This is a genomic window from Pseudomonas reactans (assembly GCF_013385825.1).
Taxonomy (GTDB): domain Bacteria; phylum Pseudomonadota; class Gammaproteobacteria; order Pseudomonadales; family Pseudomonadaceae; genus Aquipseudomonas; species Aquipseudomonas reactans.
The window spans coordinates 43,343-69,157 of record NZ_JACAPG010000002.1; the positions used below are offsets into that span (position 1 = coordinate 43,343).

Consider the following 25,815-nt stretch of genomic DNA (forward strand, 5'->3'; position numbering starts at 1 on the left):
TTCTAGTGCGGTGGATAGCTGGAAAGGACGCGGGTGACGGTGGTGCGGATGGCTTTGTCACGATCCTGGGGATTCGGCGAGGTGGCCATCATCTGTTCGTCGCTGCCGCGCCACACCAACTTGCCGTCCTTGCCGTCGAGCAGGTCGATCTGGATGGTGGCGACTTTGTAGGTGATGTTGCGCGTTTCGTTGTACATCGGCGCGCCCCAATAGCCGTTCCATGGGCCGCCCCAGGCGCCGCCGTAGTTGGTGGTGACTTGCTGCTGGCGGTCCTCGACGATGAGGTAGGCCTGTACGTTCAGGTCAGCCTTGCTGCCCGGCGCCGCTGGGCGCAGACCGCGCTGGTCGAGTTGTTCACCCACGGCCTGCCGGATGCGCTGCTCGGTCAGGTCGCTCTTGATGCGCGGATCATCCGGACGGTATTGCAGCGCCGGGTCTTTCCAGGCCCAACTGCGGTAGGCACCGAAGTCCCGGCTGGCGTCAAAATCGTGGTTGACCTGGCTGGTCTGGCAACCGCCCAGCAGCACTACAACAGCAAGCGTAGCGATACGACGAAACATGGTTTTTCTCCAAAGAGCGACCCGCGCTAAAGATGAGAATAGCTGTTAACTGGGAGGATACGCCGTCATTGCCTTTTGCACCGCCTGGCGCAAGGCATCTCCCCGCTCACTGAGGCTTCCCTGGCTGCCGGTTTCCGCACTGGCACTCCACACCGGCTGGCCGGTGCGGGCATCGAACAGATTGACGCGAACCACCACGACCTGCACTTCATAGGTGCGCACGATCGGCACCGAGTTGTACATGCCGTAACCATTGCCATAGCGGTTGTAGCCGCCATAACCATAGCCGTAGTCATCCTGGACCTGCTTGAGGCGCTTCTCCAGGCGCACATCGGCGCTGACAAACAGGTCCGCCGGGCGATTGTCATGCAAGGGGCGCAGCCCGCGTTGGTCAAGGGCGCCGCTGACCGCTTCGGCAATCTGCGCCGAATCCGCCCAGGCCGTGCCCGCCGGCAACTGGCCGTTGCGCCAGGCCCAATTGCGGTAGGCGCCGTAGTCGCGCACGGGCGCCGGGTAGGCGCTGGCATCAAAGGTATTGGCCGCCTGGGGCGGCGCCGGAGGAATCGGCGCCGAAGCGGCAACATAGGGGTTCGGGCTGGAACACGCGCCCAAACCCAGGGACAACAGGATCAAACAGAGACGACGCATTTCGACCTCCGCAGACTGGGCCGCTTAAACCGGACGGCAAATCCAGTGCAAATAACGCCCAAGTCCGGCAAAGCTTGGGTGACGACGGTGAGCGAGTTCCATCTCCAAAAGGTCCTGCAAATTGGCGCGGGCCTGGAATTCCACCGGCATATAGTCGTGGAACACCCGCACGCCGCTTTGGCTTTCGACCTGCCAAAGGCCATCGAGTTGCGCCGCCAACTCACGGGGATCGAGGGGTTGTTGCGGCGTCAGGCTCTGCTTTTCGCCGGCCATGTCATTCTTGCGCATTTTGCGGAAGTGGCCTTTGAGCAGGTTGCGGTAAATCAGCGCATCGCGGTTATAGAACGCCAGCGACAACCAGCCGCCGGGCACCGTGAGTTGGTGCAAAACCGGCAAGATTGCATGGGGCTCGGCCAGCCATTCCAGTACGGCATGACACAACACCAGGTCATAGGGTTCGGTAAGTTGGCCGAGCAGGTCTTGCCAGGGCGCATGGATAAACGTGGCGGTCTGCCCGGCATCGGCAAAGCGTTGACGGGCGCCTTCCAGCATCGGCTCGGCGGGCTCGGCCAGGGTGACGTCATGGCCTTGCTCGGCCAGCCACAGCGACATATGGCCCAGGCCCGCGCCGATATCCAGCACGCGCAACGGGCGTTTCGGCAGCGCTTCGGTCAAGTCGGCCTGGAGCACCGCCAGGCGAATCGCGCCTTTGGCACCGCCGTAGATTTTCTCGGCGAAACGCGTGGCCAGCTGGTCGAAATGACGATCACTCATGGGCAAACCGCCGTTCACTGTCGGCCAACTTGGCGCGCACCACCTCGTTCATGTCCAGGCCCAACTCGCTGCACAGCAACAGCAGATACAGCACGATATCGCCGACTTCCTGCCCGGCATGGGCGAGTGCGTCGGCCGGCAGCTGGCGCGACTGGTCTTCGGTCAGCCATTGGAAGATTTCCACCAGCTCGGCCATTTCCACGCTGGCGGCCATGGCCAGGTTTTTCGGGCTGTGGAACTGCTTCCAGTCGTTGTTATCGCGGATGCGGTGCAGGCGTTCGGTGAGGTGTTCGAGGTTCATGCGGTACTCCTGAAGGTGGATAGCTTCGGGCCGAAAGCGCCGGAAGGCAAGTTAATCCACCACACTGAATTCGATCCTGGCCGTCTGCCCCGCCTCATCCAGCACACTCAGCTGGTAGCGGCCCAGCCGTTCGAAACTGGCGTTGATAAAGTCCTGGTTGGCGCTGTCCCCCAGCGGCGCACCATTGAGGAACCACCAGCGCCGGCCGCTGCCGCCCAAGGCGGAGATTTTCAGGCGCAGGGCCTGTTGGCTGGCGGCGGGCAGGCGCAATTGGTCGCCTTCGCGTACCCCAACAATCGACAACGGCGACGACGCGGCCAATGCCGGAGGCGTGCAATCGGGGTCGGCGGCCGGGATGCGCGCTTCGCGGCGCTCGACCCGTGGCAGCCAGGGTTCCAGCGGCGCGGGCCACAGGGCGATTTTTGTCGGCTCGGCGCCGGGGCAATGGGCGTCGACCCGCAGGCCCTTGGCATTGACCCACACGCTTTCCATCAAGCCCACGCTCAACGGCTGATCCAGTGCCTGCAACGTCGGCGGCGTGGTGTTATCCAGGGTCCAGGCAAAACGCTGGCGGCGGCAATTGGGATCACTGCGGCTCATGGGCTGGCCCAGCGGCCAACAGATCGCCGCCACGCCGACATTGGCCGGTACCGGTTTAACGGGGGCGCTGATGCCGCGCTGGCTGTCGCGGTTGGTCAGCACGTCGTGCACCTGCAACATCAACGGCGCTGCCGAGGCCAGGCCGAACTGGCCCGGCACCGGCGTGCCGTCCGGGCGGCCGATCCACACGCCGATCAGATAACGCGGGCCCACGCCGATGGCCCAGGCATCGCGAAAGCCGTAGCTGGTGCCCGTCTTCCAGGCCAGCACCGGGCGTTGCACCAACTCGGCACGCGGGTCACGGTCGGGCCGCGCCTGGCCGCTGAGGATACGCCGCACAATCCAGGCGGACCCTGGCGACAGTAACGGCCGTTCCCTGAGCGTATCGTCCGGCTGCAATCGAATAGTGGCGCTCCTGCCGTCCCGGGCGAAGGCGCTGTAGCCGCTCACCAGGTCTTCAAGACGACTGCCTGCCCCACCCAGGATCAACGCCAGGTTCGGTTCGGCCAGCGCCGGCAGCGCCAACGGCACGCCGCCGATGCGCATTTCGGCGGCAAAGCGTTTAGGCCCATAGGCTTCCAGCAATTGCACCGCCGGTAGGTTGAGCGAACTCGACAACGCCGTACTCGCCGGTACCGCGCCAGTAAAGCCCATGGAGAAGTTGCCCGGCCGGTAATCGCCATAACGCCGGGGCACGTCCTGCAACAGGGATTCGGAGTGGATCAGGCCGTCATCCAGGGCCATGCCATAGAGAAACGGTTTCAACGTGGAGCCCGGCGAACGCAAGGCGCTGATCATGTCCACATGGCCGAAGCGCTTGGCATCGTTGATGTCCACCGAGCCGAGGTAGGCGCGCACGGCCATGCTCTCCTCTTCCACCACCAGGATCGCGGCGGACGTGTGCTCCGGCAGCCGCGCACGCCAACCTAGCAGCAGGTCTTCAAGACGGCGCTGCAACGTGGCATCCAGAGTGGTACGGATCAGCGGCGGGCTGTCGGGGCGGTTCAGGCGACGCGCGAGTAAGGGCGCCAGGCTCGGCTCCAAGCGTGGGGCGAGCAGCAACGGTTCTTCCAGGGCTTCATCGACGGCAGACTGCGGCCACACCTGGAATTCAGCGAGACGGCGCAAGACTTTGTCGCGGGCTTGCTGGGCACGCTGGGGATGGCGATCTGGGCGCAAACGGCTGGGGGCCTGAGGCAGAACGGCGAGCAAGGCGGCCTCGGCGTGGGTCAGTTGCGCAGGGGATTTGCCCAGGTAGGCCCAACTGGCCGCCGCCACGCCCTGCAACGTACCGCCGAACGGCGCGCGGTTCAGGTAGAGGTTGAGGATTTCGGCCTTGGACAGGTGCCATTCCAACTGCGCCGTGCGCCACAACTGGCGCAACTTGCCATGGAAGGTGCGTGAATGCGGATCGAGCAACCGCGCCACCTGCATCGACAAGGTGCTGCCGCCCGACACCACCCGCGCGCCCGTGAGGTTCTGCCAGGTCGCCCGCGCGAGCGCCAGCGGGTTCACACCGGGATGCTGGTAGAACCAGCGGTCCTCATAAGTCAGCAGCGCGTCCAGGTAATACGGCGACACGTCGCTGGTCTGCATCGGGTAGCGCCACACGCCATTGGCATCGGCAAACCGCCACAACGGCGTGCCATCCTCGGCCAGTACCACACGCGCCAGGTCATCCTTGGGCAACGGGAGAGGCCAGATGCGGTCGGCCAGCCACAGCAAGGCCACCACCAACAACAGGCTGGCCAAGGTCCAACGGGCAACTAAACGCAAACTCAAACGGGCAAACCTCTATGCTGGTAGGGAACTAGCCTGTTGCAATAACAACCAAAGGCACAGATACGCCCACCTTCTCATCAGGACACACATATGCAGGTAGAAAGCTTTTTCGGTTGGTTGGGCCAGGCGATCGGTTCCATCATCCGTTTTATCGTCGACGGGCTCAGCGGCCTGTTCGGTGCACTGACCAATGCCGGCGGCAACTTCATCGATGGCTTGTCCCGCACCTTGGGCATGGACACCTCTATCATCAGCATCATCACCCTGATCATCGGCCTGATGCTGCTGTACTCGGCGGTGCGCGCCTTTATGCGGGCGTCGATCATCATGGGGATTATCTGGTTGCTGTTGGGCCTGTGGCTACTGAGCTGGGTTGTGCATTAACAAACGGGGCCATGATGAACAGGGCCCCGTTTTACATTAACGCCCCTTGATCACCAGATCCGCCGGCGTCTCGCCCACCGCCTGCCAGTTCGGCCGGTACATCGACTCCACTTGCGGCGGTGGCACACGGTAAGTACCCGGCGTCACGGCACGCGCCAGGTACAGCAGGTGCGTGGTGCCGGAACCTTCCAGGTTGATCGCCGCCACATAGCGGTCATCGCGGAACTCCTGGTGCTTGAGCGATGCGTTCTGCATCGACTCACGCCACTCCTTCACTTGGCTGCTGGCGTTTTCCAGGCTGGCGGCGCTTTGTGCCAGGTTCTGGTTCTCCAGTTCCAGGCCAGCCGGCAGCAGGTCCACCACCAACGCATCCGGCACGCGCTGCTTGGCACTCACCGCCAAATGCACCAACACCAGATCACCACTGTTGAGACTGCGCAGGTTCAACGGCTGGCCGTTCATGCCCAGGTATTCGCGGCGGATGCTCAGGTTGTCGCCACCCGGTGCCGGTGGCACCTGTGGATAACCCGAAATCGTCAGTTGCTGGTACACCGGCGTCTCGCCCTGATTGCTCAAGGTCAGGTCACTGGACAGCAGCTTGCCGTCCAACGTCAGGGTCGACTGTTGATTGTTCAGTTCCTGCACACCGCCACTGCCCGTCAATGACACTTGCCAGTTCGCATCAGGCTTGGCAAACCCGAGGCGCCCGGCCAGGAACAGCGAGTTACGCTCCTGGGTCGACAGGTAAGGGCTGGCCGCCAGTTGATCCGACAGCGTGAACAAGCGCTCCTCACGCTTGCCCTTGGCCAAGTCGTTCTCTTCCAGCAACGCCAGGATCATCGCCTGGTCGCGCAACGGGCTACCGTAGTCGGCCAGCCATTCATTGGCATTGCGCTGTGCCGCCAAGCCGGCGAGCAACGCCTGGTCCGCGCGCGGCTGGTCGCCCATCTTCTGCAAAGCTATGGCCAACTGCACCAGCGGCAGACCGGAGCGCGCATCACTGCGGCGCTCGAAGATACTGCGCAACGCGCCCAACGGCGCCTGCTGACTGCGCGCCAGGACCATACCCGCGTAGGCCTGCACGGCAAAGCGGGTGTGGTCGGCATTGTCGCTGTAATCGACGTCGATCAGGTTGCGTTCCTGCACGTAGCGCAGCAGACGCTCGCTGGCCTTTTTCAAGGCTTCAGGTGGCACCGCGAAACCCTGATCGCGAGCGCGCAGCAGGAAGTCGGTGACGTAAGCCGTCAGCCAATATTCCTCTTCGCCATCCGCGCCCCACAACCCGAAGCTGCCGTTGTAGCGCTGCATGCCCAGCAGGCGTTCGATGCCCAGCTCGATCTTGCGTTTGCGTTCGCTGTCCGACTCGCCTTTGATTGACAGGCGCTTGAGCAATGCATCGTCGGCATACAGCGACGGATACAGGCCGCTGGCAGTCTGCTCCAGGCAACCGTAGGGGTAGGCCTTGAGTGCACTGATCTGCGCGCCGAGGTTCAGCGGCGGTCGACTCGACAGGCTCAGCAGCGCCTGGCGCCCCGAGGCGTCGAACTGATCCAGAGTCCCCGCCGGCAAGCTCCACGGTTGATCCTTCAGCACCGCGCGATAGTGCTTGAGCAGCGCCGGATAAGCCGGGCGCACGCCCAGGGTCCATTCCCGCGTAAACGGCGGCAGGTTCTCACCCGGCAGATCCAGGCCATTCACCGTCACCTTGACCTTGCCCTGCCCCAACCCGCCCCAGGCTTTCACCGGGATGTGCAAGGTGGTGCGCTGGCCTTGCTTGAGTTCGACGGTTTGCGCGCCGCTGTTGACCAGCTCCAACTGCCCGTCGGCACTCAGTTGCACATCGAGTTTCTGCGGTTTGCCCGACAGGTTGGACAGGTCCAGCGCCAACGTGGTCTGGTCACCACCCGCCATGAAGCGCGGCGCCGACAGCTCGGCAATCAACGGCGCGGCAATCACTGTCTTGGCTTCGGCCATGCCATAACGATCATCGCTCCAGGCCTGGGCCATCAGGCGCAGCTCGCCGTTGAAGTCAGGAATATTGACGCTGACTTCGCCCTCGCCTTGCTCGTTCAACGTCACGGGTGCGCTTTGCAGGGCGACGATGGTCACACTGGTGTCCGGGCGCTTGCCGCCTTTGGCCAGCGCCGCATCACCACCAAATGCCAGGCTGGCCAATCGGCCCTGGCCGGCTTCGATCAACTGGCCGTAGATGTCGAATTGGTCCACGCCGTAGGCTTTGCGACCGAACAGGCTGGAATACGGATCCGGCGTCGGGTATTCGGTGATATTCAGGATGCCCACGTCTACCGCTGCAACCAGCACATGTACCTGTTTCGGCACGCTGCCATCGGCATTTTTGGCGGCGATTTTTACGGTGAGCGGCTGTTTGGGACGCATTTTTTCCGGCGCGCTGAGGGTCACGCCGAGTTTGCGCTGGGTACGATCCAGCGGCAGGTGCAGCAGGCCCACCGCACGCTTAGGCGTGATGTTGGCTTTGCGCTCGCCGGGACGGATCACCAAGGCACTGACATACAAGTCATGGCGCGACCATTTCGGGTCGAGCTTCACGGCAAAACTTTTGCCTTCGGCCGGCACCTCGATTTCCTGCCACCACAGCGGGCCTTCCGCGGACTCCACCAGCAGGTAGCCCTTACCGGCAGCCGGCGGCGTGACGGTCACGTTGGCCGTATCGCCATCGCCATAGGCCGGTTTATCCAGCGCCAGCTTGACTTGATCAGGCCGTACGGCGCCGCCTTCGGTGTTGTCTTGAGCCTGATAGCCGGCCCAGAATCGCAGGCTGCTGACCAGGCCGGTCTGCGGGTCCTCCACTTCCACGCGGTATGGGCCCCACTCCACCTGGAAGCTGACCTTGGCGGTATCGCCGGCCTTGATGTTCAGGGTCTGTTCGTCGAGGTTGAGGAATTTCTCGTTGAAGTGATAGCTCCAGCCATCATTCTCAGAGTAGTTCCAGTAGTAGTCGCGGCGCTCACGCACCAGGCGCACCTTGAGGTTGGGCGCGGCGAGTTTCTGCCCGTCCTGGTTGGCCAGCAGCACTTCGAATTCTGCCGGGCCGTCGCCGTTGGTTTCCTTGCCGTCAAACAGCCCGCGCAGGCCCGGCAATTGCTCGGCCGGCCAGATCGGCTGCACCAGGCGCCGGGTGATCGGCCGTCCACCCGACTCTTGCAGGCTGGCCTGCACGATCAGTTGCAGCGGCGACTTGGCCTCGGCCCATTTGCTTTCCAGGGTCAGCGCTTCCTGGCCCTTGGCGTCGAGCACGCTTTCTTCCAGCTCGAAATCCTGGCTCAGTTCTTCTTCGGTGACGGAGCCGAACTGATAGCCCGGCAGCGACTTGACCGCTTCGCGCAACGGTCGCACATAGACTTGGCCGCTGACACGATTGCCCGACGCGGGGGCGCCGTACAGGTAACGGCCGGTGACCTGAATCACCGCGTCATCCGCCGGCTTCAGCGGGGTGTCACTGCCCTTGAGTTCCAGCGCCAGGCGCTCGGGCAGGAAGTCTTCGACAAGGAATTCATACAGCTGCGGCTTGCCATCGCCGAGGTCGAACACCAACTGCCAACGCCCGGTCGGTGCTTCGCCGGCAAGTTGCAGTTGATATTGATAGAGGCCAGAGGCATCGGCGTCCCAGACGAATTTGCGGCTGACCTGCTCATCCGGTCGACGGACTTCGACGCTCACCGGCTGCGGCTTGACGGCATTGCCGTCCTTGTCCCGCAGCAGGGCGTTGAGTAGCACGGTTTCGCCAGGGCGATACAGGTCGCGCGGGCCAAACACAAAGAACTGCAAAGGGTGGGAGGGTTGGCCGCCAATGTCGAACTCGGCCAGGTCCAGCGCCGCACTGTCGAGGCGCAACATACTGGTCTGTTCGCCTTGCTTGGCGAGCAGCACCTGGGCCTTTTTCGGTAATGGCAATTCGGCGTGGCCGCCCTTCTCGGTCTTGCCCTGGCCCAGCACGCGGCCTTCGGCGTCGAGCACCTCAAGGTCGACACCATCCAGTGCCTTACCGCCCTCCAGCGCCTGGGTAAACACGTCCAGGCGATTGGCGTAACGGTGCACCGACAGGCCGATATCACTCAGCGTAAACAGCGTGGCTGGTTGGGAATAGTTGTAGGTTCCCGAGGCACGCATGACTGCCAGGTACACGCCAGGCTGCTGCAGTTGCTTGAGGCCGGCGATCGGCAGCAACAGGGTTTCACGGGTGTTGCGCGCCGGGTTCAGGTCGAAGCGGCCGCCGTAGACCAAGTCGGCCAAAGGCAGCAGTTCGCGGGATTCATAACTTTGCAGGCTGGTGTTGCGGCCCCACTGCGCGAGGAAGGTAGGCAGGGATTCGGGTTTGATGCGGAAGAATTCGACATCGATCTTGTCGACGTTCAGCGCGATCACCGGCAGGCCTTCGGCCAGGCGCGTCGGCAGCAAGGTGCCACGGCTGGCAAAGCCGACGGTGGCTTGCAGGTCGCGAGTTTCCAGGCGGGCTGTGTATTCGGTGGCGAGGGTATTGTCGTTGACCGCCTTCACACCGGCGTCGACTGTCAGCACCAGCTTGCGCTGTGGCTCCAGATGGCGCAGGCGCAATTCCATCAGGTTATCGGAGATTTCCCAGGCGCCATCGACCTTGCCGGACTTGCTGTCCACCAGGTGAAGTTTGTCGGCGAATTTTTGATCGGGATCCAGCGGAATGGAAAAGCTCACAGAGAGCGTGCTGGCGCCGTCGAGCTGCACTTCGGACACGTCCACCACACTTAACTCACGTCCGGCATAACGCTGCTTCAGCGCCGCCACATCCACCGCGGCCTTGGCCGGTTTGGGTGCCACTGTTGCCGCTGCGGGAGCGGTCGGGGCCGCCGGTTTATCGGAGGAATCGCAGGCGCTCAGCAGGGCCAGCGCGCAAGCAAGGAACAGTCCTTTGTTAAGCACGCTTTTATTAAGCATGTGAACACTCGCTGTGAGGGGGTCCGAGAGGTGAACTATATATCAGCCCACAGGAGGCCGATGGGATGCTGGTCACATTGACCGACGGAGGGTGGTTTGGTTCTGAGGTCATCCTTGATCAAGCCAAATCCCACAGCCAAGGGCAGCCAGTTACAATGCCGCTCCCCCAAGGAGCCTGCATGCCCACCTTACTCACCGACTGGCGCCACCGCCCCACCCACCGCCGCGTCTGGGCCCTCGCCGCGCCGATGATCCTGTCGAATATCTCGGTGCCGTTGGTGGCGCTGGTGGACAGCATGGTCATCGGCCACCTGCCCCACGCGCACCAGCTGGGTGCCGTTGCGGTCGGCGCCAGCCTGTACACCTTCCTCGCCTGGGCCATGGGTTTCCTGCGCATGGGCTCCACCGGTTTCGCCGCCCAGGCTGCCGGGCGCAATGACGGGGCGGCGCTGCGGCAGATCCTGCTGCAAGGCCTGCTGCTCGCACTGGGCCTGGCGATGCTGTTGGGCACGGTGGGCATTCCGCTGAGCCATCTGGCGTTGGAGTGGATGCAGCCTTCACCCGAACTCAATCAACTGACGCAGGATTTTTTCCACACTCGCCTGTTCGGCCTGCCCGCCGCATTGGCCAGCTACGCATTGGTCGGCTGGTTTCTCGGCACACAAAATGCGCGGGCGCCGCTGGCGATCCTGCTGACCACCAACCTGGTCAACATCGCCCTGAACCTGTGGTTCGTACTCGGCCTGGAGTGGGGTGTGGTCGGTTCGGCGCGTGCGTCCGTCGTGGCGGAATGGACCGGCGCTTTGCTCGGCCTGGCGATGACGCAAAAAGCCCTGCGCGCCTACCCGGGTCATATCGCCTGGGCGGCGCTGAAGCTGTGGGAAAGCTGGCGCCCGCTGCTGGCGGTCAACCGCGACATTTTTATCCGCAGCCTCGCGCTGCAATCGGTGTTTTTCATGATCACGGTGCAAGGCGCACGACTGGGCGATGCCACCGTGGCGGCCAATGCACTGCTGCTCAACGGCCTGCTGCTGACGGCCCACGCGCTGGATGGGTTGGCTCACGCCGTCGAAGCCCTGTGCGGCCACGCCATCGGCGCGCATGACCGCCAGGCCTTGCGTCGTTCATTGGTGGTGGCCGGCGGCTGGTCGTTGATCGCCAGCGTTGGCTTTGCGCTGCTGTTCACCGTCGGCGGCCACCTGTTTATCGCCATGCAGACCGACATCCCCAGCGTGCGCGAAACCGCCGACCTCTACCTGCCTTATCTGGCGGTTCTGCCGTTGATTGCGGTGTGGAGTTACTTGCTCGACGGCTTGTTCATCGGCGCCACCCGCGCGCGGGAGATGCGCAATGGCATGCTGCTGACCGTCTTGCTGACACTGCCCTTCGCGTGGGCGTTGCAGGGTTTGGGTAACCACGGGCTGTGGATAACCTTCCTGCTGTTCATGGCCCTGCGCAGTCTTACTTTGTGGGCGATTGCCTGGCGCTTGAACCGGCAGGACCAGTGGCTTGGATAAAGGCTGTGACGCGCTCCAGTACCGGTGCCAGCCAACGCAAGGGTTTGGCGATCGCCCCCACCAGTGTTTGGTGGTTGGTCTTACCGAAATAGACTTCCTCCACGGGCACACCCGCCGCCCGTAGTTGCTCAGCCAGTCCGCCGGTATTGCGCTTGGGGTTGACGAGTTTGTCGTCCGTCGAAGCAATCAGCAGACTGGGCGGTGCACCACGGCTGACATGATTGATCGGCTGGGAATCCGGCGGTGAATCAGGGAAGAAAAACACCGGTTTCACGTCAGGGTTTTCAATCGGCAGAAAATCATAGGGCCCTGCCAGACCGATCCAACCCTTGAGCATCGACGGCGACAAATCCACGTTGTTAAGCCACCGAGCATCCAGCGCCAGCATCGAGGCGTTGTAGGCGCCGGAGCTGTGGCCCATCAGATACAGCTGTTGTGGATCGGCGCCGTATTCGGCGATGTGTTGATGGGTCCAGGCCACCGCGTTGGCGCCGTCCTGGAGAAACGCGGGGTAACGCACTTGAGGATAGAGGCGGTAATCGGCGATCACCACGACGATGCCGCGTGAAGCGAGGGCTTCACCGACAAATCCGTAGTCCTCCCTGGAGCCGCTGTTCCAGCTGCCGCCATAGAAAAACACCACGACTGGAGCGTTGGAGACAGCAGGGACAGGTCGGTAGATATCGAGTTTCTGCCGGGGGTCATCGCCGTAGGCGATGGCTGAAGTTTTGGTGAAGGTGTTGGAAGGAGTGAGTGCATTGAGCACTTTGATGGGCGAGCACGCCGCAAGCAGTGCGGCGAATGCCATGACAAACCATTTCCTAAGCATTGACGCACCTCACTGTAGGAGCGAGCTTGCTCGCGAAAAACCCGCAGGCGACGCGGGCATTCTGGTTGCCCGCGTTATCGTTAACGTTCTTCGCGAGCAAGCTCGCTCCTACAGGGGAATCAGGAGGACAGGTACGAAGAGCGCGTCAGGCCCAAGCGCAGCGCATCCAGGAACTGGGTACGCTCCGACGCACTGATCTTCGCACTCGCACATTTATCCCGGTAATGCGTCATCAACTCCTCCGGCGACAAGTGCACATAACGCAGCATGTCCTCGATGGTGTCGTGGGTCTCGATACCGGCGCTGTACACCGAACCGTCTTCACGCTGGTAGATGTTCACCGAGTCGGTGTCACCGAACAGGTTGTGCATGTCGCCCAGAATCTCTTGGTAAGCACCGACCAGGAAGATACCCAGCAAGTAGTCCTCGCCTTCGTTCAAGGCGTGCACCGGCAGGCTGGTCTCGATGGACTGCTCGTCGACGTATTGCTTGATCTTGCCGTCGGAGTCACAGGTCAGATCCTGCAATACCGCGCGGCGCAGCGGCTCTTCGTCGAGGCGGTGCAGCGGCAGGATTGGCAATACCTGGCCGATGGCCCAGGTGTCCGGCAGGCTCTGGAATACCGAGAAGTTGCAGATGTACTTGTCGGCCAGCTTGTCGTTGAGTTCGTCCAGCACCTGGCGGTGCGAGCGCTGACGGGCTTTCAACGAGTTGTGCAGGCGGCGGCACACGGCGAAATAGCACTGTTCGGCGAGGGCTTTCTCGGCCAGGGTCAGTTTACCGTCGGCGTACTGGGTGGCCACGTCGCTCATGTAGTGGGTGGCGCGCCAGTAGGTTTCGGTGACCATCTCGATGTCGGTCGGGCCGAGCAGGTCCACCAGCCATTGCACGGTTTCGGGCAGGGCTTCCTTGTTCTCGATGGTCGGGATTTCGTCGTTGTGTTTCTCGACGTCGGTCACCTGCACCACCAGCATGGCGTGGTGGGCGGTCAGGGAACGGCCGCTTTCGGAGAAGATGTTCGGGTGCGGCAGGCTCTGCGCGTCGCAGAATTCCTTGAGCATGCCCACGACCACGCCGGCGTAGTCGTCCATGTCGTAGTTGATGGAGCTGGCGTTACGCGAGTGCGTGCCGTCGTAGTCCACGCCCAGGCCACCGCCGACATCGATGTGATCCACCGGCAGGCCAAGGTTGCGCAGTTCGCCGTAATAACGGATGGCTTCCTTGAACCCGTGCTGGTAGTCCGCCAGGTTGGCGATCTGCGAGCCCATGTGGAAGTGCAGCAGACGGATGCCCTGGTCCAGACCGGCCGCGCGGAAGCGCTCGACCACCGACAGCAGTTGCGCCGCTGACAGACCGAACTTGGACTTCTCGCCGCCGGTGTCTGCCCACTTGCTCGATGCCAGCGACGACAAACGCACGCGCAGGCCGACCTGTGGCTTGACCTTGAGGCTGGCGGCCTCTTCGATCACCAGTTCAACTTCGGATTCTTTCTCGATCACGATGAACACGTTGTGGCCGAGCTTCTGGCCCATCAGCGCGAGGCGGATGAACTCACGGTCCTTGTAACCGTTGCAGACGATGGTGCCGCCCTTCGGCGCCAGGGCCAACACGGCCAGCAGCTCAGGCTTGGAGCCGGCTTCCAGCCCGATCGACACGTTCTGGGTGGCGATGATGTTCTCGATCACCGCTTCCTGCTGGTTCACCTTGATCGGGTACAGCGCGGTGTACTTGCTCTGGTATTCCAGGCGTTCGATGTTCGCATCGAAGGCGCCGGTCAGTTGGCGTACGCGGTCTTGCAGGATGTCGGGGAAGCGCACCAGCAGCGGCAACGACAGGCCGCTCTTGCGCAACTCGTCGACTTGTTCGTACAGGTCGACAGGCGTGCTGTTCGGGCCGTTCGGACGGACTTCTACGCGACCGGCTTCATTGATCGCGAAATACCCGGCCCCCCAATGGCGAATCCCGTAAACACTGCGGCTGTCCGCAACTGTCCATTGGCTGCCATCGTCTTTGCGTGTGCGTCGTACGGACATCGAAGTCCCCTATAAATGAAGTCGAAGGCACCGCCCCTATCAGAGGCTGGCGCAGTCTAAAGAATGAAAATGACGATTTGCCTGCGTGCAAGGTAGGACCCCACGCGCAGGACAGAGTTTAGACACAGGTCGGGAAGAGGCTTTCAGCCGCCGGACTTCTTGGCCTTGTACCCGAGCTTGATCAGCTCGGCCAACAGCAACTCGACGTGATCGCCCTGAATCTCGATGACGCCGTCTTTCAACGCGCCTCCGGTGCCACAGCGCTTTTTCAGCGTGGTGGCCAGTTCCTTCAGGGCCTCTTCGGCCAACGGCACGCCGGTGATGGTGGTCACCGTCTTGCCGCCACGGCCTTTGCTCTCGCGGCGTACGCGGGCAATACCGTCGCCTTCAGGGATCAGGGTCTGTTTGCAGGTGCACGAATCCACGGGCTGACGACAGTCCGGGCAGTGTCGACCTGCATCAGTGGAAAATACCAGGCCACCAAGGGCGGCGAAGGATGCGGCTTTTTTGGCCACCGGCAATCCTCTTGGGAGGATGAAGACTGATCGGCACCCGCAAAGCGGTGAACCGACCGCGAAGCCCCACTCAGGCAGGGGCAGCGCTACCGTACCACCAAGGCTCACCCCTACCTGTAGGAGCCGGCTTGCCGGCGATAGCGTTCTTGAAGACGCCATCGCCGGCAAGCCAGCTCCTACGGGGGTGAAGCTTGGTGGTTCGGGTGAAAAGTCGCGCAGTGTAACCACAAAAAGCCGACTTGCTAAGAGCCAAATGGCGCCAATTTATGCAACTTTAGCGACGCAAGGCCAGATAACGACGCAACCCTTCCTGGGCATCCGGGCAGTAAGGCTTTTGCCCAGCCTCCTGCAGGACCGTTTCAAGGGGTAAAAAGCGCGCTTCCATGACTTCTTCCGGCTGCAAACGCAACGGCCCGTCCCAAACGGCGGAGTAGGAGGTGCACCAGAGCCGACTGTCGCCATCCTCGAAGTAGAAGTGGTCATGTTCGACCAATTCCACTCCACCGACACCCAGCTCCTCCTCCAACTCGCGCGCCGCCGACACGGCATACGACTCTCCCGCCGCCACCATCCCACCCGCCGCCGTGTCCCAGAAACCGGGGTACAAGGCTTTGCTCAGGGTGCGCCGATGCACACACAGCTCACCCTTGGAATTGAACAGGAATATGAAGGTGCAACGGCCGATCAGGCCGCGCTGGCGAAGGTCGGACCTGACGAGGTGACCGAGCAGGTTGTCCTGCTCGTCGACCCAGCAGATCAGTTCAGCATCGGAAGCCGCGCGGTGGGCGGCCTCCATTTTGGTAGCGTCCATCATCAACCCTGGTTGAGGAGCTGACGCAAGTCGATCACTGCAGCGTTGGCCCGGGAAATGTAGTTAGCCATGACCAGCGAGTGGTTGGCCAGAACGCCAAAACCACTGCCATTGAGGATCATCGGGCTCCACACAGGCTCTTGCGACGCTTCCAGCTCACGAATGATCTGGCGCACGCTGACCGTGGCGTTCTTCTTGGCCAGCACGTCGGCAAAGTCGACTTCGATGGCGCGAAGCAAGTGTGACAAGGCCCAGGCCTGGCCACGGGCTTCGTAGAATACGTTGTCGATCTGCATCCATGGGGTTTCCACCACTTCTTCATCGACCTGCGGCACTTCACCCGGCGCCAAGGCTTCGGTTTTCAGTGCGGTGTTCAGTTTCACCCGGCCGACGCTGGCCGACAGGCGTTGCGACAGCGAGCCCAGGCGAGTGGCGACGTCGCCCAGCCAGTTGTTCAGGTTGTCGGCACGCGCATAGAACAGCGCGCCGCGCTGGTTCGGATCGGACAGGCGCGCTTCGTAGCGGCTCAAGGAATTGATGCCTTCCTGGTACTCCGACTCACTGGACGGCAACACCCAGCTCTTGTTGTCGAAGTTGAAGCGTGGCTCGGCCTTGGCCAGATCCGCGTCTTCGGCTGACTGCGACTGCGAGCGGGCGAAGTCTTTGCGCAGGGCGCGGGTCAGGTCGCGCACCTGCACCAGCACGCCGTATTCCCAGCTCGGCATGTTGTCCATCCACAAGCCTGGCGGGAAGCGATCGTTGGAAATGTAGCCACCGGGCTTGTTCAGCAAGGTGCCGACCACAGTCTTGAGAGTTTCGACCGTGGTGTAGCCCACCACCATCTGCTTGCCTTCCTTCTCAGCGGCCAGCTGGGCATTCTGCTGAACCGGAAACAGCGCCGGCTCTTCGCTCCAGTACCAGCCCAGGGCGCCGGTGACCAACAGGTACAGGCCGAGCACGCTGAGCACGGCGCGGCTCATCAGCACGGTACGAAAATAGCCGCGGTTGGCCGACTTGGGCTCAGGCGCGGGGCCTTTGGCGCTGCCTGCACGGTTTTTCCAGTCCAGCATGGCGATATCCTTTCAATCACTTGAGTTCAGGGCGTACGTTCAAACACTCCGACCATAACCCTACCGCATCGTGCCCGCCCGTGCGGGGCTTTTTACCGTGCGCGACCACCCAGTCAGCAACTGAATACTACTGAGACACAGTTTATTGACGTATGACACTCATCCTATCGGAAAGAGGTGCTAGCATAGAGCCATCAGTCGACCTCAGCATGCACCCTAACTAGTAGTCAGGATATGACCGAGCCAGAAGACCCCAGCCGTGAGCGTCTCAAGCAGCATTTTGCCCAGCGGGTAATTCATCAGGCACGTCAAATTCTTGAGATCTGGCAGCGCCTGCAACGCACCGAATGGTCCGGCGCCGACCTCTCCGAACTCAGCGAGGCCAACTTGCGCCTGCTGCGTTTTGCCGAGCGCTTCGAACAGCCGGAACACAGCCAGTTGGCGCGACATATCGGCGACTCCCTCAGGGCGGTGGACGAGAACCGTGGGCGCCTGAGCAGCCACCTGATCACCGAACTCAACCGCTTGATGCAGCGCCTGTCCCGTACCGGCCTGCGCCAGGGCGACCAGCTCGAACAAACTTTCCTGCCGCCCATGCGCAAGCCGATCTACGTGATGCTGGCCGATCATGACCGCGCCGAGCGCCTGGCCAAGCAGCTGGAATTCTTTGGCATGAGCGCCCAGTCCTTGGACAGCGTGGCGGCCTTTCGTGCATCGATGGCCGAGCGCCTGCCTTCCGCGATTGTGATGGACGTAGACTTCTGCGGCGCCGGCCTGGGCCTCAAGCTTGCCGCCGAAGCCCAGGAAGGCCTGGAGCAAAAGCTGCCGCTGCTGTTTTTCAGCCTGCACGAAACCGACACCCCGACCCGCCTGGCCGCCGTGCGCGCTGGCGGCCAGGAATTCCTCACCGGCACCCTGGAAGCTTCCAGCCTGCTGGAGAAGATTGAGGTGCTGACCTGCGTCGCCCAGTACGAACCGTATAAAGTGCTGATCATCGACGACTCGCGGGCCCAGGCGCTGCACACCGAGCGCCTGCTCAACAGCGCCGGCATCGTCACCCGCACCCTGATCGAACCGATCCAGGCCATGGCCGAATTGGCGGACTTCCAGCCCGACCTGATCATCCTCGACATGTACATGCCCGCCTGTACCGGCACTGAACTGGCCAAGGTCATCCGTCATAACGACCGTTATGTGAGCGTGCCGATCATTTACCTGTCGGCCGAGGACGACCTGGACAAGCAACTGGACGCCATGAGCGAAGGCGGTGACGACTTCCTCACCAAGCCGATCAAGCCGCGCCACCTGATCACCACCGTGCGCAACCGCGCCGCGCGCGCGCGCAACCTCAAGGCGCGGATGGTGCGCGACAGCCTGACCGGCCTGTACAACCACACCCACATCCTGCAATTGCTCGAAGACTGCAGCTTCCGCGCACGCCGCGAGAACAAGCCGCTGAGCTTTGCCATGCTCGATATCGACCACTTCAAGCGGGTCAATGACAGCCACGGCCACCCCATGGGTGACCGTGTCATCAAGAGCCTGGCGCTGTTTCTCAAGCAGCGCTTGCGCAAGACCGACTATATCGGCCGCTACGGCGGCGAAGAGTTCGCCATCGTCATGCCCGACACCGACCTGGAATCCGCGTGCCGGGTGCTGGATGAGATTCGTGGGCGCTTTGCCGAAATCCACTACCCCGCCCAACCCCAGGATTTGTGGTGCACCTTCAGCGCCGGGTTGGTGGAGCTGTGCGACGGTTCCGACAGCCTGATGATGGCGGCCCAGGCCGACGAGGCGCTGTACCGCGCCAAGGATGCGGGACGCAACCGCGTGCAAGCTGCGCGCACGTCAAAGCAAAGTGCCACCTTTTCACCAGAATCCACTGATTCGGTCATAACCCTGTAATGAAAACGCAATAACTTCAGGCACTTATCTTTTGCTGTCGGTTGAAACCACGCATGCGCCTGAAGCTGCTGACCAATCTCAATACCCTTCTTCTTGTGGCCGTGTGCCTGGCGCTGGGCGCGACCCTGTGGTGGTCGCAGCGCGCGCTGGAACGGCCGTATTTGCTGATGGAACGCTACCTTGGGTTGTCCCAGACGTTCCAGAACCAGGCGGCGCGCAATATCGACGACTATCTGGCCAGTGGCGACGCCCTGCGCTTGAGCAGTGCCAGCCAGAGCCTGGAAAGCCTGCTGCAGCATCTGGACGAATTGCCGACGGAGCTCGCGCAGAATTTGCGCCCGAGCCTGGTTGACTTGGATGCGTTCAGCAAGACTGACCTACTGGCGGCCGGGAAACTGGCGGGCGACCCGCAAGCCTTGTTGCTACAGGCCGAACGCGAATTAGGCGCGAACCTGGAGCAATTGAGTCAGTACGCCATCGGCGTGACTACCCCTGACGCCGCTCGCTATCTGCCGCCTTTGCTGGCTGCGTCGCAGCACCTGGGCAAACTATCCCTGGCCCGCGACAAACTGGTGAGCAGCGGGCGCGCGGAACTGGCCGACGACGTCGAACGCGAAGTCGGCAACATCCGCAGCCAAGCCGATGTGCTGGAACAACTGCCATTGCTGGGCGTGAAGGCCAGCGCCGAATCCAGCGCCGACGACTTTTCCGCACTGATGGGCCTGGAGAACACCGAGAAAACCGAAGCCCAGGACACCGGCGTCGACCTCAAGCGTGAACTCAACAGCCTGCTCACCCGCTACCCTGCCGAACTCAAGCGCACCCGCGAACAGATCCAGCAACGCACCGACCTGGCCGCCAAGACCCACCAGAAAATCGACACTGTGCAACAAGCCATTGCCGGCCTGGAACCGGTGGTGCGCGCGCAGCACGGCAAGATCCAGGGCGAAGTGCGCCTGATGCAAGGGGTGATGATCGGCCTGATCCTGCTGATCGCGCTGCTGATCGACACCCTGCAACGCCGCCTGGCGCGGGTGCTGACCAACCTGGCACCAGCCCTGTCGACCTGGGCCGAGGGCGATTTCAGCCAGCCGATTGCCTTGGGCAAGACCAATCGCGAGTTGCACGACATTGAAGCCTCCTTGAACCGGCTGCGCGCCTATCTGGTGGATTTGGTGGGTACGATTCGCGGTAATGCCGAGGAAGTCGCCGGCAGTAGCCGCGCACTGGCCGAATTAAGCAGCGGCCTGCACGACGGCGCCGAACGCCAGGCGGGAGATACCGCGCAGATCCGTGATTCGCTGGGTGAACTGGAAGCGACCATCCAGCAAGTCGCGGGTGATGCCAGCCAGGCGGCGGGTGCCAGTCGCAGTGCCGGTCAGGCGGTGAAGCAGGGCCAACGCGTGATCGGCCTGAGCCTGACCGGGCTGCATGCCCTGGTGGGCGAAGTGCAGCAGAATGCGCAGATGATCGAAAAACTCGCCGAAGAATCCGCCACCATCGGCGGTGTACTGACAGTAATCCGCTCGATTGCAGATCAAACCAACCTGCTCGCCCTCAACGCCGCCATCGAGGCCGCCCGCGCTGGTGAGGCCGGCCGTGGCTTTGCCGTGGTCGCCGACGAAGTCCGCTCCCTGGCCCAGCGCACCGCCGGCGCCACCGCAGAGATCCAGACCCTGATTGCCGGCCTGCAAAGCGCCGCCCATCAATCGGTGCAAGGCATGCGCGCCCAGGTCGAACACGCTGAGGCCACTGCCCAGCAAGCCCAGGCGGCGGACGGCGCGCTGGATGAAATCGTCGGGGCTATCCAGACCATTTCCGACACCGCCGTGCGCATCGCCGATGTGACGGCACAGCAGAGTGGCGCCGTCAGTGAGATTCGCGACAACAGCGAGCGGATTCACCAGTTGGGTGAGGATAACTTGCTGCGAATCGGCCAGGGCCGCATTCAGGGTGAGCACTTGCTGGTGCTGGGTGGGCAGCTCAACACTGCCGTGCAGGCGTTTCGCGTCTGAACATCCACTGTACGAGCGAGCTTGCTCGCGAAGAACGCGCAGGCACCGCTTTAATCCAGACGCCCCGCGTTATCGTTGACGTTTTTCGCGAGCAAGCTCGCTCCTACACTGACCGAATCCGGCCTCACAGTCACAAATTTCGCGCTATCCTCGCTAATCGTGCTGCCTACTGCATAGAACTGGACAGTCACAAAGGCTTTGCGGCATAGTCGCCGGGTTCTGCCGTACCCACATCAATAACAAGGAACAGCCGATGGCGACCTTACTGGTTCTTCACGGACCCAACCTGAACCTGCTTGGCACCCGCGAACCGGGCGTCTACGGGGCAGTCACCCTGGACCAGATCAACCTCGACCTGGAGCGCAGGGCCCGTGAAGCCGGCCACCATCTGCTCTACCTGCAAAGCAATGCCGAGTACGAATTGATTGATCGCATCCATGCCGCGCGTGGCGAAGGCGTGGACTTTATCCTGATCAATCCCGCCGCTTTTACACACACAAGCGTTGCATTACGTGACGCATTGCTGGCGGTGAGCATCCCATTCATCGAAGTGCATTTGTCGAACGTGCACAAACGCGAAGCTTTCCGCCATCACTCCTACTTCTCCGACGTAGCGGTAGGTGTGATCTGCGGCCTTGGCGCCAGCGGTTACCGACTGGCCCTGGAGGCCGCCCTGGAACAACTTGAACAACCGGCCAAGCGCCCCTGACCGACCCTTGGGAGTTGATGATTCATGGATATCCGTAAAGTTAAGAAACTGATCGAACTGCTGGAAGAATCCGGTATCGACGAGCTGGAAATCAAGGAAGGCGAAGAGTCCGTACGGATCAGCCGCCACAGCAAGACCCCGGCCCAGCAGTTCTACGCACCGCAAATGCAAGCACCGGCCCCAGCCGCTGCCGCTCCGGCTGCTGCACCTGCCGCAGCTGCTCCTGCTGCGCCAGCTGCTCCTGCGCTGAACGGCTTCGTGGTCAAGTCGCCAATGGTCGGTACGTTCTACCGCACCCCGGCACCGACCTCGCCAGCCTTCGTTGAAGTCGGCGCAACCGTGAAAGTGGGCGACACCATCTGCATCGTTGAAGCGATGAAAATGATGAACCACATCACCGCTGAAAAAGCCGGCGTCATCGAATCCATTCTGGTAGAAAACGGTCAGCCGGTTGAGTACGACCAGCCGCTGTTCACCATCGTTTGAACCGCGGAGCGCCTTCGATGTTGAAACCTGCGAAGAAACTGCAAAAAGTCCTGATCGCCAACCGCGGCGAGATCGCGCTGCGGATCCTGCGCGCCTGTAAGGAAGAGGGCATCAAGACCGTCGCTGTTTACTCGACGGCCGATACCGAATTGATGCACGTGAAACTGGCGGACGAAAGCATCTGCATCGGCCCGCCCCTGGCCACGAACTCGTACCTGAAAGTCTCGAACATCATCGCGGCCGCGGAAGTGACCGGCGCTGATGGCATCCACCCTGGCTACGGCTTCCTCGCGGAAAACGCCGATTTCGCCGAACAGGTGGAAAAATCCGGGTTTGCCTTCATCGGCCCGAAAGCCGAAACCATTCGCCTTATGGGTGACAAGGTTTCTGCCAAGGACGCCATGATCGCGGCCGGCGTGCCGACCGTTCCTGGCTCCGACGGCCCGCTGCCGGAAGACGAGGAAACCGCGCTGCGCATTGGTCGCGAAGTCGGCTACCCGGTGATCATCAAGGCCGCCGGTGGCGGTGGTGGTCGCGGCATGCGCGTGGTGCACAAGGAAGAAGACCTGATCGAAGCGGCCAAGCAGACTCGCTCCGAAGCGGGCGCCTGGTTTGGCAACCCGATGGTCTACCTGGAGAAGTACCTGACCAACCCACGTCACGTGGAAGTGCAAGTACTGTCCGACGGCCAAGGCCACGCCATCCACCTGGGCGACCGCGATTGCTCGCTGCAACGTCGTCACCAGAAGGTTCTGGAAGAAGCTCCGGCACCGGGCCTGGACGAAAAAGCGCGCCAGGAAGTACTGGCTCGTTGCGTCAAGGCGTGCATCGACATCAACTACCGTGGCGCGGGCACTTTCGAGTTCCTGTACGAAAACGGTCGTTTCTACTTCATCGAGATGAACACTCGTGTGCAAGTAGAGCACCCGGTGTCGGAGATGGTCACCGGTATCGACATCGTCAAGGAGATGCTCAGCATCGCCGCCGGCAACCCGCTGTCCTTCACCCAGGACGACGTGAAGATGCACGGCCACTCCCTGGAGTGCCGCATCAACGCCGAAGACCCGAAAACCTTTATCCCAAGCCCTGGCCTGGTCAAGCATTTCCACGCGCCCGGCGGCAACGGCGTACGCGTGGATTCGCACCTGTACAGCGGCTACAAGGTTCCGTCCAACTACGACTCGCTGATCGGCAAGCTGATCACCTGGGGCGCCACCCGCGACGAGGCCATGGCCCGTATGCGTAACGCCCTGGACGAAATCGTGGTCGACGGCATCAAGACCAACATCCCGCTGCACCGGGACCTGGTCCGTGATGAAGGCTTCTGCGAAGGTGGTGTGAACATTCACTACCTGGAACACAAGCTGGCCAACCAGTAAGTGCTCTGAAATAACAAAGCCGCCTCCGGGCGGCTTTGTTGTTTCAGAGCACTTACTGTGTAGGAGCCGGCTTGCCAGCGAAAATCGTTAACGATAGCGCGGGGCATCAGAAAGAAACGCGGTGCCTGTGAGTTTTTCGCCGGCAAGCCGGCTCCTACAGGTCCGCTACGTACAATGCCGATTGTTCCACGCATCCAGTACAGTCGTGTTATTACGCCGGCTCGCGTAAACTTGCGCCCTTTCGCGACCCACCCCGTCGCACATTCAATTTTTTCAAAGGTGCCCGCCATGCCTTGGCTGCAAGTCCGTCTCGCCATCAGCCCAGAACAAGCCGAAACCTATGAAGACGCTTTCCTCGAAGTCGGCGCTGTCTCGGTGACCTTCATGGACGCCGAAGACCAGCCGATCTTCGAACCGGAACTCAACACTACGCCGCTGTGGTCCCACACCCACTTGCTGGCCCTGTTCGAAGACGGCACCGATGCTGCCGCCGTGCTGGCCCATATGGAATTGCTCACCGGCGGCCCGCTGCCAGAGCATCACAGCGAAGTCATTGAAGACCAGGACTGGGAACGCAGCTGGATGGACAACTTCCAGCCGATGCGTTTCGGCCAGCGCCTGTGGATCGTGCCAAGCTGGCACGCCGCGCCCGAGCCGGACGCGGTCAACCTGCTGCTCGACCCAGGCCTGGCGTTCGGCACCGGCACCCACCCCACGACCGCGCTGTGCCTGGAGTGGCTGGACGGCCAGGACCTGACCGACAGCCACGTGCTGGACTTCGGCTGCGGCTCGGGGATCCTGGCAATTGCCGCCCTGTTGCTGGGCGCCAAGGAAGCCGTGGGCACCGATATCGACGTGCAGGCCCTGGAAGCCTCCCGTGATAACGCTGGTCGCAACAACATTCCTGAAGGCAAATTCCCACTTTACTTGCCAGAGCAACTGCCCCAAGTAAAAGCCGATGTGCTAGTGGCGAATATTCTCGCCGGCCCGCTGGTGTCCCTGGCGCCGCAACTGTCGAGCCTGGTCAAGCCAGGCGGACGCCTGGCGCTGTCGGGCATCCTGGCCGAGCAGGGCGAAGACGTCGCTGCCGCCTACGCGAAGGATTTCGAGCTGGATCCGATCGCCAACCGCGATGGCTGGGTACGCATCAGCGGTCGTCGGCGCTAGAATGAGCGCTTGCCTGAATCGGATGGCCGCATGACCGACAGTTTCGTCACCCAGTGCCCGCATTGCCAATCGCGCTTTCGCGTCAGCCACGCTCAGTTGAGCGTGGCCCGTGGCGTGGTGCGCTGCGGCTCGTGCCTGCAAGTGTTCAATGCCGCTCGTCAGTTGCTGGAGCAGCGCGCGGCCGGCACAACAGCGCCTGACCTGCCAGCTGCGGTTGAGCCAGAGCCACCACGGGCCATCAGCCAGAAACAGTGGACCGCCGAAGAGCTGGACCTGGACAACCTGGACCTGGACGAAGAGCTGGCCAAGCTGGAACGCCGCGAGATTCAGCACACGCTGCCTATCGGTGCAGACCGTCGCCAGCCCGGCACCGACCGCCGCCAAAAGGAAGAGCCCTTCAGCGCCAGCCGCGACACGGTCAAGGCCGAAGAGGAAATGTGGGCGGCAAGCCTGTTCAGCGAGCCGCCTGAAGAACGCATCCGCGTCACTGAAGACGAGCCTGTACCTGCGACCCAGCAGCGCACCGAACCGTCCATGTCGTTGCACACCGACGACCTCGGCGATGAGCCGCCACTGCGCTCAACGCCGGACGATGACGACCCGCCGTTCACGCCACTGACCCAATCGGCCGATGACGTAGAACCCGAAGAACGCCCCAAACCGCGTCGCAAGCGCTCGCGCGCCGAAACGAGCGTGCAAGACGACCAACTGCTGGACCTGGAAGACGACCCGCTGCACCTCTACGCGCAGAAACGCCCGTCGGGTTGGGGCCGTCGCCTGATCTGGCTGTTGCTGGTACTGATCGCCGCCGCCGGACTTGCAGGCCAGTACATCGCCTATCAATTTGACGACCTGGCGCGCCAGGACGCTTATCGACCCTGGTTCCAGCAACTGTGCCCCACACTGGGCTGCACCGTGCCATCACGGGTCGATATCGCCCACATCAAGAGCAGCAACCTGGTGGTGCGCAGCCACCCGGATTTCGCCGGGGCACTGGTGGTGGACGCGATCATCTATAACCGCGCAACCTTCTCCCAGCCCTTCCCGCTGCTTGAACTGCGTTTTGCCGACATGAACGGCAGCCTGATTGCCAGTCGTCGCTTCAAACCCGCCGAATACCTCAGCGGTGAGCTGGCCGGTGTCAGCGAAATGCCCTCGCAAACCCCGATCCATATTTCCCTGGATATCCTCGATCCGGGCAACAAAGCCGTGAATTACAGCCTGAGCTTTCACTCTCCCGAGTGAATCGCCTCGTACATTGGAATTTGACGGCAGGTTATTGACTTTCGCCTGCGCAACCAAACCGGTGGCGATAAAGAAATAACTGTTCAGATTTTATCCAATTCAGCCTTTATCCAGTCATCGAGAGCGGGTATCATG

20 protein-coding genes are annotated in these 25,815 nt (G+C 62.2%); 9 read left to right on the plus strand and 11 right to left on the minus strand.

From position 1 onward, the window contains the following. Positions 1-2 precede the first annotated feature (2 nt). Genes HX868_RS00295 through pbpC form a run of 5 tightly spaced genes read right to left on the minus strand, consistent with a single transcriptional unit; the run spans position 3 to position 4,665 of the window. On the minus strand, positions 3-560 hold the full coding sequence (locus HX868_RS00295; RefSeq protein ID WP_033897332.1) for a DUF4136 domain-containing protein: 558 nt from the start codon (positions 558-560) through the stop codon (positions 3-5). A gap of 45 nt (positions 561-605) precedes the next feature. Continuing rightward, complete coding sequence (locus HX868_RS00300; RefSeq protein WP_016977011.1) at positions 606-1,208, minus strand: DUF4136 domain-containing protein; 603 nt, start codon at positions 1,206-1,208, stop codon at positions 606-608. 24 nt (positions 1,209-1,232) lie between these two features. Further along, on the minus strand, positions 1,233-1,982 hold the full coding sequence (locus tag HX868_RS00305) for a methyltransferase (protein ID WP_177001517.1): 750 nt from the start codon (positions 1,980-1,982) through the stop codon (positions 1,233-1,235). Then, the gene (locus tag HX868_RS00310; RefSeq protein WP_177001518.1) at positions 1,975-2,283 is read right to left on the minus strand and encodes a MazG-like family protein; all 309 of its coding nucleotides are present in this window, start codon (positions 2,281-2,283) and stop codon (positions 1,975-1,977) included. Before HX868_RS00310 ends, HX868_RS00305 begins: the two co-directional genes overlap by 8 nt. A gap of 51 nt (positions 2,284-2,334) precedes the next feature. After that, a complete protein-coding gene (gene pbpC, locus HX868_RS00315; protein ID WP_177001519.1) occupies positions 2,335-4,665 on the minus strand; it encodes a peptidoglycan glycosyltransferase PbpC in 2,331 nt (776 codons plus the stop codon). Between the two features lie 90 nt (positions 4,666-4,755). Here pbpC and HX868_RS00320 point away from each other — a divergent pair, with 90 nt between their 5' ends. Then, the gene (locus tag HX868_RS00320) at positions 4,756-5,049 is read left to right on the plus strand and encodes a hypothetical protein (RefSeq protein ID WP_177001520.1); all 294 of its coding nucleotides are present in this window, start codon (positions 4,756-4,758) and stop codon (positions 5,047-5,049) included. A 36-nt stretch (positions 5,050-5,085) separates the two neighbouring features. Here HX868_RS00320 and HX868_RS00325 read toward each other — a convergent pair whose 3' ends face one another. Further along, positions 5,086-9,984: an alpha-2-macroglobulin family protein gene (locus tag HX868_RS00325; protein WP_177001875.1), complete on the minus strand. Its 4,899-nt coding sequence runs from the start codon at positions 9,982-9,984 to the stop codon at positions 5,086-5,088. Between the two features lie 194 nt (positions 9,985-10,178). Here HX868_RS00325 and HX868_RS00330 point away from each other — a divergent pair, with 194 nt between their 5' ends. Then, the gene (locus HX868_RS00330; protein ID WP_177001521.1) at positions 10,179-11,516 is read left to right on the plus strand and encodes an MATE family efflux transporter; all 1,338 of its coding nucleotides are present in this window, start codon (positions 10,179-10,181) and stop codon (positions 11,514-11,516) included. Here HX868_RS00330 and HX868_RS00335 read toward each other — a convergent pair. From HX868_RS00335 to HX868_RS00355, 5 genes are all read right to left on the minus strand, one after another. Beyond that, positions 11,461-12,324: an alpha/beta hydrolase gene (locus HX868_RS00335; RefSeq protein WP_425504204.1), complete on the minus strand. Its 864-nt coding sequence runs from the start codon at positions 12,322-12,324 to the stop codon at positions 11,461-11,463. The genes HX868_RS00330 and HX868_RS00335 overlap by 56 nt on opposite strands. 140 nt (positions 12,325-12,464) lie before the next feature. Then, positions 12,465-14,378, minus strand: a complete 1,914-nt coding sequence (speA, locus tag HX868_RS00340) for an arginine decarboxylase (protein ID WP_095014537.1) — start codon at positions 14,376-14,378, stop codon at positions 12,465-12,467. 143 nt (positions 14,379-14,521) lie between these two features. Continuing rightward, on the minus strand, positions 14,522-14,893 hold the full coding sequence (locus HX868_RS00345; RefSeq protein WP_012722004.1) for a translation initiation factor Sui1: 372 nt from the start codon (positions 14,891-14,893) through the stop codon (positions 14,522-14,524). Positions 14,894-15,167: 274 nt separating this feature from the next. Further along, positions 15,168-15,704: an NUDIX hydrolase gene (locus tag HX868_RS00350; RefSeq protein WP_177001523.1), complete on the minus strand. Its 537-nt coding sequence runs from the start codon at positions 15,702-15,704 to the stop codon at positions 15,168-15,170. A 2-nt stretch (positions 15,705-15,706) separates the two neighbouring features. Next, complete coding sequence (locus HX868_RS00355) at positions 15,707-16,684, minus strand: DUF2333 family protein (RefSeq protein ID WP_370468598.1); 978 nt, start codon at positions 16,682-16,684, stop codon at positions 15,707-15,709. A 324-nt stretch (positions 16,685-17,008) separates the two neighbouring features. Between HX868_RS00355 and HX868_RS00360 the strand changes: the two genes are divergently transcribed. The 7 genes from HX868_RS00360 to HX868_RS00390 all read left to right on the plus strand — a co-directional run bounded on the left by HX868_RS00360 (position 17,009) and on the right by HX868_RS00390 (position 25,680). Beyond that, positions 17,009-18,679: a response regulator gene (locus HX868_RS00360; protein WP_095014534.1), complete on the plus strand. Its 1,671-nt coding sequence runs from the start codon at positions 17,009-17,011 to the stop codon at positions 18,677-18,679. Between the two features lie 1,466 nt (positions 18,680-20,145). Further along, a complete protein-coding gene (locus tag HX868_RS31125) occupies positions 20,146-20,694 on the plus strand; it encodes a methyl-accepting chemotaxis protein (protein WP_425504209.1) in 549 nt (182 codons plus the stop codon). Between the two features lie 253 nt (positions 20,695-20,947). Beyond that, a complete protein-coding gene (gene aroQ / locus HX868_RS00370) occupies positions 20,948-21,403 on the plus strand; it encodes a type II 3-dehydroquinate dehydratase (RefSeq protein WP_010213488.1) in 456 nt (151 codons plus the stop codon). A 24-nt stretch (positions 21,404-21,427) separates the two neighbouring features. Further along, complete coding sequence (gene accB / locus HX868_RS00375; RefSeq protein WP_177001525.1) at positions 21,428-21,889, plus strand: acetyl-CoA carboxylase biotin carboxyl carrier protein; 462 nt, start codon at positions 21,428-21,430, stop codon at positions 21,887-21,889. Positions 21,890-21,906: 17 nt separating this feature from the next. Beyond that, positions 21,907-23,268, plus strand: a complete 1,362-nt coding sequence (gene accC / locus HX868_RS00380; RefSeq protein WP_010213490.1) for an acetyl-CoA carboxylase biotin carboxylase subunit — start codon at positions 21,907-21,909, stop codon at positions 23,266-23,268. 288 nt (positions 23,269-23,556) lie between these two features. Further along, positions 23,557-24,435, plus strand: a complete 879-nt coding sequence (prmA, locus tag HX868_RS00385) for a 50S ribosomal protein L11 methyltransferase (protein ID WP_095014531.1) — start codon at positions 23,557-23,559, stop codon at positions 24,433-24,435. A gap of 30 nt (positions 24,436-24,465) precedes the next feature. Then, on the plus strand, positions 24,466-25,680 hold the full coding sequence (locus HX868_RS00390; protein ID WP_177001526.1) for a DUF3426 domain-containing protein: 1,215 nt from the start codon (positions 24,466-24,468) through the stop codon (positions 25,678-25,680). Positions 25,681-25,815: the final 135 nt, after the last annotated feature.